Genomic DNA, 13,192 nt, shown 5'->3' on the forward strand with positions numbered 1-13,192 from the left:
CTGCTCTGGCCGCTGGTCGGTCGGGCCACTGGTCGTCAGTTCTTTCGGCTATAGGGAATGTTGGCGAGCCTACTTATCACTTCTTGGTCGTCGAGTCCTGGTCGTCACCGGGCGACTGCGCGGTTTCCACCACATTGTCATCCACGGTGTCGGTGTTCTCGGCGTCGCCCTGCGTGTCGTCGACCGGGCCCACCACACGCCCGATCGCGGCCTTGACCCAGCGGGTCTCGACGCCGGGGGCGATCTCCAGGATCACATCTTCGGCGTCGATCGCTACCACCGTCGCGAAAAGCCCGGTAGTGGTCATGATGCGGGTCCCCGGGGTGAGGGAGTTCTGCATCTGCGCCTGCTCCTGCTGCCGCTTACGCTGCGGCCTGATCAGCAGGAAGTAGAACACCACGACCATCAGCGCGATCATGATAAGGCTGGAGTAATTGCCGCCCATTGGGCCGCTCCTTCGGTTAAGGATGACCGGCCGGAGCCGGACGTCATGTGAGGCCACGCCGCGCTCAGCACGTCAGCCTACACAGCCAGCCAAGCCACGGAGTTTAGGCGAGCTGTTAGGAGCGCGGCAACGAGGTCACGTTCTGGCGCGCGGGGAAGTTCCCATTTTGATACGGTTGTCACCTTTTTGTGATCAACCCCGTGCGTTTTCTCACCGTAACTCAACGTCAGGACGCCGCGGGGTCATCCCCAAGATCATGCAGGTCAGGCCCCTGGCCGGGCATCGGCACCGCGCCGAAGGCTCCGGGAGGGGGCGTCAACCCCAGGTGGACCCAGGCCGCCGCGGTCGCGACGCGTCCGCGAGGGGTGCGGGCCAGCAGGCCCTGCCGTACCAGGAACGGCTCCGCGACCACCTCGACGGTCTCCGGTTCCTCCCCCACCGCGACCGCCAGTGTTGACAGACCGACGGGACCGCCACCGAACTTGCCGAGCAGGGCGCCCAGGACGGCGCGGTCGAGACGGTCGAGTCCCTCGGCGTCCACCTCGTAGAGGTTCAGCGCCGCGGCGGCGACGTCCCTGCTGATCACCCCGTCCGCCCGGACCTCGGCGAAGTCGCGCACCCGGCGCAGCAGCCGGTTGGCGATGCGGGGCGTGCCCCGGGAGCGCCCGGCGATCTCGTGTGCCGCGTCGCCCGGGAGACGCAGGCCGAGCAGCCGTGCCGAACGGTGCAACACCTGTTCGAGCTCGGCGGCCTCGTAGAAGTCCATGTGCGCGACGAAGCCGAACCTGTCACGCAGCGGTGCGGGCAGCAGGCCCGCCCTGGTGGTCGCCCCGACCAGGGTGAAGGGCGCCACCTCCAGCGGGATGGCGGTCGCGCCCGGCCCCTTGCCGACCACGATGTCGACGCGGAAGTCCTCCATCGCGAGGTAGAGCATCTCCTCGGCGGGACGGGCCATCCGGTGGATCTCGTCGATGAAGAGGACCTCTCCCTCGGAGAGGGTGGACAGGATCGCCGCGAGGTCACCCGCCCGTTCGAGGGCGGGCCCGGAGGTGAGCCTGAGCGGTGCGGAGAGCTCGGCCGCGATGATCATCGAGAGGGTCGTCTTGCCCAGACCGGGCGCGCCGCTCATCAGCACGTGGTCGGGGGGACGGTTGCGCCGCAACGCGCTGTGCAGCACCAGGGAGAGCTGCTCGCGCACCCGCGCCTGGCCGATGAACTCCTCAAGACGTTTGGGGCGCAGCGCGGCCTCGATCAGGCGCTCGTCACCCTCCATCTCGGGTGAGACCAGATCCCGTTCCGCGCTCACGTCGTCTCCGCCTTTCCTGTGCCCTGTCTCACCGGACGCTCAGCACGCGAAGCGCGGCCTTGAGCAGCACGGCGACCTGGGGAACCCTGCCCTGCGCGATCTCGGCGTCGGCCTGGACGGCCACCGTGGCGACCGCCTCGTCGGCGTCCCTGACCGAGTAGCCGAGACCGACCAGGCCCGAGTGCACCTGGTCGCGCCAGGGCGGGACTGCGGCGGTGCCGTCGAGCGCGGCGTTGACCGCCTCCTCCGGCGTGCCGAGCTTGTCCTTGAGGTCGACGATGATCCGCTGAGCACCTTTGGGGCCGACTCCGGGCACCCTGGTCAGCGCCTTGACGTCGGCGCTCGCCACCGCGATCCGCAGGGCGTTCGGCGTGTGCACGGCGAGCATGGCGAGGGCGACCTTGGGGCCGACCCCGTTGGCCGTCTGCAGCAGCTCGAAGACCAGACGCTCGTCGTCGGTGCCGAAGCCGAACAGTGTCAGGGAGTCCTCCCTGACCACGAGCGAGGTGGCCAGTCTGGCCTCCTCCCCCACCCGCAGCGCCGCCAGTGTGCCGGGTGTGCAGTGGACGAGCACGCCGATCCCGCCGACCTCGACCACCGCCCCCTCCGGCGCGATCGCGGCCACCCGTCCCCGCACCGAGGCGATCACTTCGTGCTTCCCTTCGAATATCCGGCCCTGCCCCCGCCGCGGAAGTAGGCGGCGGCGCTCGTGCCGGGAGCGGCGGCCTTCGCGACCGCCTCCGCGAGCCTGTTGCGCGCCCCGCCCCGCCACACGTGACAGATCGCGAGGGCGAGGGCGTCGGCGGCGTCGGCGGGCTTGGGCATCTCGTCCAGGCGCAGGAGCCTGGTCACCATCGTGCCGACCTGTCGTTTGTCGGCGGTGCCGCTGCCGGTGATCGCGGCCTTGACCTCGGAGGGCGTGTGCAACGCCACCGGCAGCCCCCGGCGGGAGGCGCACAGGATCGCCACCGCGGAGGCCTGCGCGGTGCCCATCACCGTCCTGAGGTTGTGCTGGGCGAAGACCCGCTCCACGGCGACCGCGTCCGGCTTGATCTCGTCGAGCCAGCTCTCGATGCCCGCCTCGATCGCCACGAGCCTCGCGCCGGTCTCGTCTTCCGCGGGGGTGCGCACGACCCCGACCTTGACCAGGGTCAGCGGCGCCCCCGGCCGTCCCTCGACCGCGCCGAGCCCGCACCGGGTCAGCCCGGGATCGACCCCCATCACCCGCAGTTCGGGCAACCGCACCGGCACGCCTCCACTCGCCGAACACCTGTTCGGTGCCAGACTCTACCGCCTGCGCGCACACGACGCACGGTTCCCGGGCAGGCACCCCTCAGAAGTGGTCCAGCATGTACGGCCTGGCGTGGAAGGCACCGTCCAGGGCGGCGTCGCCGTCCGCGGAACCGGTCAGTCCGCCGGTCCTGCGCAGGGTCGCGGCCGGAACCCCGCAGAACAGGGCGGAGAACGCCCCGGCCGTGAAGACGGGCAGAGCCGAGGGGAGGGTGCCCGCGGGCTCGGCCGTCGCCCGCCCTCCGGAGACGGACAGGTGCCAGGGCCCGGAGTTCTCCGGCCGCTGGGGGTCCTCGACCTGGATCACGGTGTCGAGGGTGACGCCGGGCGGGAAACCCCGCTCACGGATCGCCGCGGCCAGGTCGACGACGCGGAACATCCAGCGGGTCTGGCCCACCTCGTCCGTCGGGCGGTTCCCGATCAGCCAGAAGACGGGGTCGTCGGGGGCCACGACCGCGTGGACGGATCTGGCGATCGAGGCCGAGGAACCGACCAGGGACCACAGCGTCCGCGCGGTCGCCTCCGAGCCCGCGACCAGGACGGGAACCTCCAGGTCCTGGTCACGCCAGCGGTAGACGACGAGGCCGTCGTGCGCGAGATAGACGAAGTCGTCCCCCGTCGCCAGGCGCGCCCGCCAGACGTCGGCGTCCCAGCAGACGGGGCCGCAGGCGCGGGTGGCCAGGTGGACTCCCCGCAGGACCGAGACGACCCGCTCTGCGTCCTCCGGCCCGGCCCTGCGGACCTGGACCTGCTCGGTCCGCCTGATGGTCCGCAGCGCCTCGGCGGGCAGCACGGCGCGGTGCATGGCTCCGGCGTGCTCCCAGCCCAGCGATCGGTAGATGTGGGTGGTGGCCGGGTAGAGGGCGGAGACCGGGTGACCGAGGCCGGCGCAGCGCTCAAGGGTGGCCAGCATGATGGTCCGGCCTGCTCCCCCGCCCCTGTCCTCCGGGGCGACGGTCACCGAGGCGACGCCGCCGAGGGAGATCGGCCTGCCGTGCCAGTACTGGGTGAAGTCGTTGATCCGGCTCGTCGCGACCAGGCGGGCGCCGTCGAAGAGACCGAGATATCTCCCCGCTTCGAGTGCGGGGGTCACCATCCCGACCCACTGCCGCTGGACCGCCTCCGACACCGGTCCGAAGGCCCGCCTGCGATTGTCCGTCACCGCGTCGAGATCGTCCGCGGTCAGTTCACGTAGCTTCACAGCCACCCAACCTAGGCGGCGCGGTCCGGGCGGGGCGAATCGGTCGTCCCGCCCGGCACGACGGCCGTTCAGGCGTCGAGCTTCTCCAGGACGTCGTCGGAGACGTCGAAGTTGGCCCAGACGTTCTGGACGTCGTCGCTGTCCTCAAGGGCGTCGATCAGCCTGAAGACCTTGCGGGCGCCGTCCTCGTCGAGCGGGACGTTCATCGTCGGCACGAAGCTGGACTCGGCGGAGTCGTAGTCGATGCCGGACTCCTGCAGGGCCTTGCGGACCGGGACGAGGTCGGTGGCCTCGGAGACGACCTCGAACTGGTCGCCGAGGTCGTTGACCTCCTCGGCGCCGGCGTCGAGGACCGCGGTCAGCACGTCGTCCTCGCTCAGCGAGCCCTTGGGCACCAGCACGACGCCCTTGCGGTTGAACATGTAGGACACCGAACCCGGGTCGGCCAGCGAGCCGCCGTTGCGGGTCAGGGCGACGCGGACCTCGGAGGCGGCGCGGTTGCGGTTGTCGGTGAGGCACTCGATCAGCACCGCGACCCCACCGGGGGCGTAGCCCTCGTACATGATGGTCTGCCAGTCGGCGCCGCCCGCCTCAAGGCCGCCGCCACGCTTGCGCGCGCGCTCGATGTTGTCGATCGGGACCGAGCTCTTGCGCGCCTTGGTGATGGCGTCGTACAGCGTCGGGTTGCCGTCCGGGTCGGGGCCGCCGGTTCGGGCCGCGACCTCGATGTTCTTGATGAGCTTGGCGAACAGCTTGCCCCGCTTGGAGTCAAGCGCGGCCTTCTTGTGCTTCGTCGTCGCCCATTTGGAGTGGCCGGACATCGGCTAGAGCTCCCTCACCATGTCAACAAAATATGAATGCACACCGACATCCCCGGTAAGTTCCGGGTGGAAGGACGTGGCGAGCAGCGGTCCTTGGCGGACCGCGACGATCCTATCCCCAGCTTCGGCCCGAGCCAGCACTTCGACATCGGAACCGACAGATTCCACCCACGGGGCGCGAATGAAGATCGCCCGTATCGAGCCCCGGCCCGCGAAGTCGAGGTCCGCCTCGAAGGAGTCGACCTGCCGGCCGAAGGCGTTGCGGCGGACCACCATGTCGATGCCGCCGATGGTCTGCTGGCCCTCGATGCCGCCCTCGATCCGGTCGGCCAGCATGATCATGCCCGCGCACGAGCCGTAGGCGGGCATGCCGCCCTTGATCCTCATCCTGAGCGGTTCGAGGAGTTCGAAGGTCTCGGCGAGTTTCCACATCGTGGTCGACTCCCCGCCGGGGATGACCAGGCCGTCGACCGCCTCCAGTTCACCGGGGCGCCGTACGGCGACGGCCCTGGCACCCGCCGCCTCCAGTGCGCGCGTGTGCTCGCGCACGTCTCCCTGCAGGGCGAACACTCCGACGGTCGGGGCGATGCTCACAGTGGTCCTCTCCAAGGGCTCGGAACGCCCCTTCAGCGTATGGCCACTGTGCGCGTCGCCCCAAACCGGGTCAGGCCGGGGCAGAGGCATCCTGGAAGGTGTGGTCGACGTCGATCCGATCCAGGCTCCTCATGTGGTGGCGCCTGCCGTACAGGACGGCCATGCCCGCCAGGCAGCAGGCCGCGCCCAGGACGTACGGCACCGCGGGCCCGACCTCCTCGCCCAGCTTGGTGACGACGTAGGGCGCGAGCGCGCCGCCCATCCAGCGCACGAAGTTGTATCCGGCGGAGGCGACGGGCCTCGGCGCGTCGGAGACCTCCATGGCCGCCTCGGTGAACACGGTGTTGTTCAGGCCGATCGGCAGGCCGGACAGGATGACGAAGACGACGACGCCCGGGTGACTGCCCGCCTGCTGTGACAGGGCGATGCCCACCTGCAGCAGGGCGAGCGCCCCCAGCGAGAGGTGGAGCACGTTGACCGAGCCGATCCTGCGCTGCAGGGCGGGGGCGCCGAAGACCGAGGCCAGCGCGACGCAGACGCCCCACCCGAAGAAGACCGCGCCGATGCCGTACGGCGACATGCCGAGGATGAAGGGGGTGAAGGCCAGGACGGTGAAGAAGGCGAAGTTGTAGAAGAACGCGGTGAACGCCGTCGTCGACAGGCCGCCGTGGGCCAGGGCGCGCAGCGGGTCGGACAGGCGGGTGCGCGCGGCCGGTTCCGGCGTGGCCCTCAGCAGGGTCAGGACGAGGACGAACCCGACGGCCATGAGGGTCGCGGTGCCGAAGAAGGGGGCGCGCCAGTTCCAGTCGCCGAGGGCGGCGCCGACCAGTGGCCCCATGGAGATGCCCAGGCCCAGGGCCGCCTCGTACAGGACGATGGCCGCCTCCGCGCCTCCGCTGGCGGCGCCGACGATCACCGCGAGGGCGGTGGCGACGAACAGGGAGTTGCCCAGGCCCCACCCGGCGCGGAACCCGACGAGTTCGCCGACGCTGCCCGAGGTCCCGGACAGGGCGGCGAAGACGACCACCAGGGCCAGGCCGAGCAGCAGGGTGCGCTTGCCGCCGATCCTGCTGGAGACCCAGCCGGTGACGAGCATGGCCACCGCGGTGACCAGGAAGTAGCTGGTGAACAGCAGGGAGACCTGGCTCGGGCCCGCGTTCAGGCCCTTGGCGATGGAGGGCAGGATCGGATCGACCAGGCCGATGCCCATGAAGGCGACGACCGCGGCGAACGCGGTGGCCCAGACGGACATCGGCTGACGCAGGATTGCGCCGCCGCTCTGTGAGGACATGGAAGGCGCTCCTTGGGAGAAGGGGGACGGGTGGAGGGGCCGTCAGGGGCGGCCCAGTTTGGCCAGGGCGGGAAGCGCCGCGGCGACGGCCTCGCGTTCGGCCTGGGTGAGGGCGCCGAGCCGGTCGCTCAGGTAGGCGATCCTGGCGCGCCGTACGGCCACCAGTCGGGCGCGGCCCTCGTCGGTGAGCTCGACGGTGCGGACCCTGGCGTCGGCGGGGTCTGCGCCCCGCGCGACCAGTCCCGGCTCCTCAAGGCGGTTGATCTGCACGGTCATGGTCGGCAGCTGGACGCCGTGTTCCTCGGCCAGCTCGGTCATCCGGCGCGGGCCGTCCTGGAGTGAGCCGAGCACGGCGTACTGCTGGCTGGTGATCGGCTGCCCGGCCGCCGCGCGGCGCAGCAGCAGCACCAGGTGGCGCAGTTCCTTGGAGAGGTTCTCCGCGAGTTCATCCGTCGTCATAGTTAGTCAGTCTAACTTAGCCTGTCTAACTATTATTCCGGAAAAACGGGACGACGCCGGACATGCGTCGTCCCGTTGGGGGTTCAGGGGCGCCTGGTCTCCAGGTCGACGACCTTCTGGATGAGATCGGTCTCCGGTTCCGTGGGCATCCGGCTCGCCGCAGGCGCGGCCGGGCGCAGGTAGGTCTGCCGCACACCCGGCACCCGGTCCTCGACCACGAAGGTCGCCTTCACGTGAGCCTGCGCGCCGGCCTGCCGTACCTGCGGGAGCACCGTGAAGTCGGCGGTCAGCAGGTCGGGCTCGATCCGGGTGAGCACGTAACCTCGCTGGTTGTTGTAGAAGCGCAGGTGCGGGTTGATCCTGAGGAACGGCTGCGTCGCGGGGTCGGAGTCCGCGCCGTCGCCCCCGGTGGTGATGGAGGTCGTGACCAGCTCAGAGCCCACCGTGGGGGTGGTCGGGTCGTCGTAGTCGAGCTTGAGGTCGGCCGCCCAGTGCGCGTGCACGTCACCGGTGAGCACGACCGGGTTGCGCACCCCCGCGTCCACCCACCCCTGGGTGATCCGCCGCCGAGAGGCGACGTAGCCGTCCCAGGCGTCCTGACTGGTCACCTTGGCGGGCCCCGCGTCGCTGTCACGCTGGGCGAAGAAGACCTGCTGGCCGATGACGTCCCACCGCGCCCGCGAGCGGCGGAAGCCGTCGAGCAGCCAGCGTTCCTGGGTCTCCCCCGTGATCGAGCGCGCCGGGTCGGTCGCGGCCGGGCAGTCGCGGTAACCGTCTCCGCAGCCCTGGTCGTCGCGGTACTGCCGGGTGTCGAGCATGTGGAAGGTGGCCAGGGCGCCCCACCGGACACGCCGGTAGATCTGCATGTCGATCCCCCTGGGGATGGAGGTACGCCGCAGCGGCATGTTCTCATAGTAGGCGCGGAAGGCCGCGGCGCGCCGGGTGAGGAAACCCGGTTGCGGGATCTCCGGTTTCTCCGGCACCTCGTCGGCCCAGTTGTTGTCCAGTTCGTGGTCGTCCCAGACGACCAGCCAGGGCGCCGCCGCGTGCGCCGCCCGCAGGTCGGGATCGGTCTTGTACTGCGCGTGCCGCTGCCGGTAGTTCGCCAGCGTCTCGGTCTCCGGCCCCTCGTGGTCGCGGACGTTGCCGCCGGGGATGGTGTAGGTGTCGCGGGCGTACTCGTACTGGTAGTCGCCCAGGTGCAGGACGAGGTCGGGTTCCTCCTCGGCCAGGCGCCGGTAGGCGGTGAAGTGGCCGTGCTCGTACTGGGCGCACGAGACGAAGGCCATCGTCAGGCCCGTGCCGAGCGACAGGGGGTGCGGGGCGGTCCTGGCCCGTCCCATCGGCGACAGGTACGGCCCGGTCCTGAAGCGGTACCAGTACTCCCGGCCCGGCTCAAGGCCGTCCAGCTCGACGTGGACCGAGTGTCCCCACCGGCTGTCGGTGATCACCGTGCCCTGCCTGACCGTCCTGTGCCCGGCGTCGTCGCCGTAGACCTGCCACCGGACGGGGAAGGGCAGGTCGGGCATGCCGCCGAGGCCGTCCTCGGCCAGCGGCAGGGGGGCGAGCCTGGTCCAGATCACGAACCCGTCCGGGCTCGGATCGCCGGAGGCGACGCCGAGGGTGAAGGGGTCGGCGCGCGGCCTGCGGGCGGCGGGAACGGCCGCGGCGGCGGGGGCGGGGACGGGGACGTGCGCCGCCGCGAGGCCGGCGACGCCGGTGACGAGGAAGGAGCGTCGGCTGAGCCGGGACATGGGGCCCCTCGAAGGTCGTCGGACGTGGTCGCCCGCCAGCCTTACCGACGATCGTGACCTTCGAGTTAACGTTCCGGGTCATGAAAAAGGCGGCGTCCCGCAAAGACGCCGCCTTCTCGTGGTCCGCCGGGCGGTGCTCCAGCCGGCGGAACCGGTCCGGTCCTGATCGGCTACCAGCCGCGCTCCGCCAGGCGGTGCGGGACCGGGATGTCGTCGACGTTGATGCCGACCATCGCCTCGCCCAGGCCACGGGAGACCTTGGCGACGACGTCCGGGTCGTCGTAGAAGGTGGTGGCCTTGACGATCGCCGCGGCGCGCTGGGCCGGGTTGCCCGACTTGAAGATGCCGGAGCCGACGAACACGCCCTCCGCGCCGAGCTGCATCATCATCGCGGCGTCCGCCGGGGTGGCGATGCCGCCCGCGGTGAAGAGCACGACGGGCAGCTTGCCCGCCTTGGCGACCTCGACCACCAGCTCGTACGGCGCCTGCAGCTCCTTGGCGGCGACGTACAGCTCGTCCTCGGCCAGCGAGGACAGCCGCTTGATCTCACCGCGGATCTTGCGCATGTGCATGGTGGCGTTCGAGACGTCGCCGGTGCCCGCCTCACCCTTGGAGCGGATCATCGCCGCGCCCTCGGTGATGCGGCGCAGCGCCTCGCCCAGGTTGGTGGCGCCACAGACGAAGGGCACCGTGAAGCGCCACTTGTCGATGTGGTTGGCGTAGTCGGCCGGGGTCAGCACCTCCGACTCGTCGATGTAGTCGACGCCGAGCGACTGGAGCACCTGCGCCTCGACGAAGTGGCCGATGCGGGCCTTGGCCATGACCGGGATGGAGACGGCGGAGATGATGCCGTCGATCATGTCGGGGTCGCTCATCCGCGAGACGCCGCCCTGGGCGCGGATGTCGGCGGGGACCCGCTCAAGGGCCATGACCGCGACGGCACCGGCGTCCTCGGCGATCTTGGCTTGCTCAGGGGTGACGACGTCCATGATGACGCCGCCCTTGAGCATCTCTGCCATGCCGCGCTTCACCCGGGCGGTTCCGGTGACGGCGGTCTCGGTGACTTCGGGCGTGCTGCTGGACACGGTCTCTACCTCACGACGAGCGGGTTGCGGATCACGGTCCGCCTCCCTGGGCGGGTTTCCGGCGTTCTCTATCGTAGGCGCTGAGTGGCATGTGCCCTTACACACCATCTTGTCGCGCTTATGCGATCTTCTTGGACATGATGGTAAGGACCGTCATGGTTCTCAGGGAATGACAGGCTTGGGCGCCGCCAGCACGATCCACACCTGGCCCGGGGCGAAGTTCATCGGCTCGCCCGCCTCGGTGGTGAAGACCGTGCCGTCCTCCTCCGTCTTGCGCGACCAGGTGGCCTTGAACGCCTGGCCGTCCCTGAGCACGACCGCCCTGCCCTTGCCGACGCTGTGCACCAGGGGCGTGTAGCTCTGGTTCAGGTCGTGGAACTCCGAACGCTCGGTCTTGGCGTACTGCACGACGATCGTGGGGGCGCCGAGCTGGCCGCCCTCGGCGGCCATGTCCTTCTTGCCGTCCTGCCAGACCAGCCACCTGCCCGCCTCCTGCGACCAGGCGAAGGTGAAGCGCGCCGCCGGGTACCGGACCGTGAACGACTTCTTGGCCACGCCTCCCTCGGGGGCGTCGCCGAAGGTGAAGCCGATGTCCTTGGCCTTGGAGGCCCCCGGCGCCTTGGCCAGCAGCTGCTTGGTGTTCGCGAACAGGTTGTAGGGCGCGTAGCGGCCCGGCTGGCGGAAGTAGGCGCCGGGGGCCCTGCTGTCGGAGACGTCGACCAGGGACGCGGCCTGGACCTTGGGGATCATCTTGGTCTGCACGCCCGAGTAGGCCAGGGCGGGCTTGCCGAACTGCGGCAGGATGTGCAGGTCGGAGATTCTGGCGCTGCGGACCGGGCCGATCTTGGGCGGCAGCTTCGAGGAGAAGACGGCCATCAGGCGGGTCAGCCCCGCCTCGACCTGCTCCACGTAGACGATGTCGGCGCTCCTGAGCCCGAGCTGGGGCTTGCCCGCCGAGGTGTTCTCGATCTTCGCGGCGAGCACGGGCCTGCGCGCGGCGCCGGGAAGCCCGGTGAAGGGGTGGGTCGGCGGGGGCTCGGGGGTGGGCGTCTCCGACGGGGAGGGGTCGGCGGCCTGCGGACTGCCTCCGGCTGCGGGCTCGTTCGAGGAACAGGCCGCCACCGGCCCGAGAACAGCCACTCCCGCCAGCGCGACGGCGATCATCCGGGGCACCCGCACGGTTCATCTCCTCAAATCGGCCATGAAACGCCCAAGAGCTTACCCGTGCCCGACTTGCCGGATATCCGAGTTCCGCGTGTCCTATTCGATGGCGAGCGCCTTCGGAGGGGTGTCGTCGATCTCGAAGAAGGAGGGATATTCGGTGTGTCCGGCCAGCCTGAGGGTCCTGGCCAGCCATCGGCGCTGGGCGGTGCGCGTCACGCCGACCGCGTTGTTGTAGAAGCGGCGGGAGTAGATCACCTTGGCCACCGCGGCGCCGAGTTCGTCGAGCAGCTCGCCCCCCTCCGGGACGTCGGCCAGGCGCTCACGGAAGCGCTCCTGGTCCACCACCGCCCGCAACGCGCGTGACAGGTCGCTCTCTGCGTGCTCGCGTTCCTCGGGCCCCGCCGTACGGGCCTCGTGCGCCGCGGTGGCCAGCACCAGGCTGGTGGCCGGGTCGAGCAGCCGGGAGGCGGCCAGTTCGAGCGCCACGGCGGCCCGCCGTACCAGGGCGGCGTCCAGCGACTCCCTGGCCAGCTCAAGGCGGATGTGCAGGCGGTCGAGACGCCCGGCCCGCCAGGAGACGTAGACGGCGGTGAGCAGCACGATCGCGCCCACCACCAGGATCAGGGTGGTCGTCACCGGTTGTCGTCCTCCTCGACTCCCGCGGTGCTGGCGACGGTCTCGTAGACCCGCAGGACGTCGCGGGCGACCGTCGACCAGTCGTACTTCCACACGGCCCGGCTCGCCTCGGCGGACAGTTCGGCCCTGCGCCCGGGGTCGTCGAGCAGCGCGGCGGCCTCACGGGCGAGCGAGGCGGCGTCCCCGGTCTCGAACAGCGCCCCCGCCCTGCCGTCGTCGAGCACCCTGCGAAAGGCCGGGATGTCGCTGGCCAGGATGGCGGCGCCTGCGGACATCGCCTCGGTCAGCACGATGCCGAAGCTCTCCCCTCCCAGGTTCGGCGCGCAGAACACGTCCACCGAGTGGTAGGCACGCACCTTGTCCTCCTCGCTGACCATGCCGAGCAGGACGACACGGTCGCGGAAGGCGGCGGGAACCCTCGCCAGGGCCTCCTGCTCGTCTCCCGGACCGGCGACGAGCAGGCGCAGTCCCGGGCGGTGCGGGGCGAGCTCGGCGAAGGCGTCCAGCAGCACGGGCAGCCCCTTGCGCGGCTCGTCCATCCGCCCGAGGAAGCCGATCACCTCGCCCTCGTCCCAGCCGGGCAACGGCTCGGCGTGCGTGTAGCGGCCGACCGCGACCCCGTTGGGGATGAGCACCGCGTCGCCGCCGACGAACTCGACCAGGGTCTTCCTGGCGGCGTCGGAGACCGCGATCCGGCCGCTGATCTTCTCCAGCGCGCTCATGAGCACCGGCGTCGTGACCGACAGCGAGCGGTAGCGCTCGTGCGAGGTGTGGAAGGTGGCCACGATCGGCCCCTTGGCAACCCAGCAGGCCAGCAGCCCGACGGAGGGTACGGCGGGCTCGTGCACGTGCAGCACGTCGAAGCGGCCCTCACGCACCCAGCGCCGCACCCGGTTGGCCGACAGGAAGCCGAACGACAGTCTCGCGACCGAGCCGTTGAAGGGCACGGGGACCGCCCTGCCGACCGAGGTCACGTAGGCGGGCAGGGGGGCGTTCTCCGAGGCCGGGGCGATGACCGAGACCTGGTGGCCCTCCTCGATGAGGGCCTCGGCCAGGTCGCGGACGTGCGCCTGCACCCCGCCGGGCACGTCCCAGGTGTAGGGACAGACGATGCCGATCCTCACCTCCGGCCCACCCCTCGCGCGC

14 protein-coding genes are annotated in these 13,192 nt (G+C 70.6%); all 14 read right to left on the reverse strand.

The window, feature by feature from the left end; translation table 11 throughout:
• Nucleotides 1-76: 76 nt before the first annotated feature.
• Nucleotides 77-445, reverse strand: a complete 369-nt coding sequence (gene yajC / locus ABZ470_RS12655) for a preprotein translocase subunit YajC (RefSeq protein WP_352011681.1) — start codon at nt 443-445, stop codon at nt 77-79.
• Nucleotides 446-671: 226 nt separating this feature from the next.
• Nucleotides 672-1,718 carry a Holliday junction branch migration DNA helicase RuvB gene (gene ruvB, locus ABZ470_RS12660; RefSeq protein ID WP_352011733.1) on the reverse strand — a complete coding sequence of 349 codons (1,047 nt, stop codon included), beginning with the start codon at nt 1,716-1,718 and terminating at the stop codon, nt 672-674.
• A gap of 61 nt (nt 1,719-1,779) precedes the next feature.
• Nucleotides 1,780-2,400 carry a Holliday junction branch migration protein RuvA gene (gene ruvA, locus ABZ470_RS12665; protein WP_352011680.1) on the reverse strand — a complete coding sequence of 207 codons (621 nt, stop codon included), beginning with the start codon at nt 2,398-2,400 and terminating at the stop codon, nt 1,780-1,782.
• A complete protein-coding gene (gene ruvC / locus ABZ470_RS12670) occupies nt 2,397-2,981 on the reverse strand; it encodes a crossover junction endodeoxyribonuclease RuvC (RefSeq protein WP_352011732.1) in 585 nt (194 codons plus the stop codon). The genes ruvA and ruvC overlap by 4 nt, the downstream gene beginning before the upstream one ends.
• Nucleotides 2,982-3,084: 103 nt before the next feature.
• The gene (locus tag ABZ470_RS12675) at nt 3,085-4,242 is read right to left on the reverse strand and encodes a GNAT family N-acetyltransferase (protein WP_362911425.1); all 1,158 of its coding nucleotides are present in this window, start codon (nt 4,240-4,242) and stop codon (nt 3,085-3,087) included.
• A gap of 68 nt (nt 4,243-4,310) precedes the next feature.
• The gene (locus ABZ470_RS12680; protein WP_352011678.1) at nt 4,311-5,063 is read right to left on the reverse strand and encodes a YebC/PmpR family DNA-binding transcriptional regulator; all 753 of its coding nucleotides are present in this window, start codon (nt 5,061-5,063) and stop codon (nt 4,311-4,313) included.
• Nucleotides 5,064-5,066: 3 nt separating this feature from the next.
• On the reverse strand, nt 5,067-5,657 hold the full coding sequence (gene pdxT / locus ABZ470_RS12685) for a pyridoxal 5'-phosphate synthase glutaminase subunit PdxT (RefSeq protein WP_352011677.1): 591 nt from the start codon (nt 5,655-5,657) through the stop codon (nt 5,067-5,069).
• A gap of 70 nt (nt 5,658-5,727) precedes the next feature.
• Nucleotides 5,728-6,948 carry an MFS transporter gene (locus ABZ470_RS12690; protein ID WP_362775853.1) on the reverse strand — a complete coding sequence of 407 codons (1,221 nt, stop codon included), beginning with the start codon at nt 6,946-6,948 and terminating at the stop codon, nt 5,728-5,730.
• Between the two features lie 42 nt (nt 6,949-6,990).
• Nucleotides 6,991-7,407 carry a MarR family transcriptional regulator gene (locus ABZ470_RS12695; protein ID WP_362911426.1) on the reverse strand — a complete coding sequence of 139 codons (417 nt, stop codon included), beginning with the start codon at nt 7,405-7,407 and terminating at the stop codon, nt 6,991-6,993.
• An 83-nt stretch (nt 7,408-7,490) separates the two neighbouring features.
• A complete protein-coding gene (locus ABZ470_RS12700) occupies nt 7,491-9,161 on the reverse strand; it encodes an alkaline phosphatase D family protein (protein WP_362911427.1) in 1,671 nt (556 codons plus the stop codon).
• Nucleotides 9,162-9,331: 170 nt separating this feature from the next.
• A complete protein-coding gene (gene pdxS, locus ABZ470_RS12705) occupies nt 9,332-10,246 on the reverse strand; it encodes a pyridoxal 5'-phosphate synthase lyase subunit PdxS (RefSeq protein WP_362911428.1) in 915 nt (304 codons plus the stop codon).
• Nucleotides 10,247-10,408: 162 nt separating this feature from the next.
• On the reverse strand, nt 10,409-11,425 hold the full coding sequence (locus tag ABZ470_RS12710) for a DUF3048 domain-containing protein (protein ID WP_352011672.1): 1,017 nt from the start codon (nt 11,423-11,425) through the stop codon (nt 10,409-10,411).
• A gap of 81 nt (nt 11,426-11,506) precedes the next feature.
• Nucleotides 11,507-12,046: a hypothetical protein gene (locus ABZ470_RS12715; RefSeq protein ID WP_362775848.1), complete on the reverse strand. Its 540-nt coding sequence runs from the start codon at nt 12,044-12,046 to the stop codon at nt 11,507-11,509.
• On the reverse strand, nt 12,043-13,170 hold the full coding sequence (locus ABZ470_RS12720) for a glycosyltransferase family 4 protein (protein WP_352011670.1): 1,128 nt from the start codon (nt 13,168-13,170) through the stop codon (nt 12,043-12,045). The genes ABZ470_RS12715 and ABZ470_RS12720 overlap by 4 nt, the downstream gene beginning before the upstream one ends.
• Nucleotides 13,171-13,192 lie beyond the last annotated feature (22 nt).

It is taken from the genome of Streptosporangium sp. NPDC020072 (assembly GCF_040631445.1).
In the GTDB taxonomy this organism is placed as follows: domain Bacteria; phylum Actinomycetota; class Actinomycetes; order Streptosporangiales; family Streptosporangiaceae; genus Streptosporangium.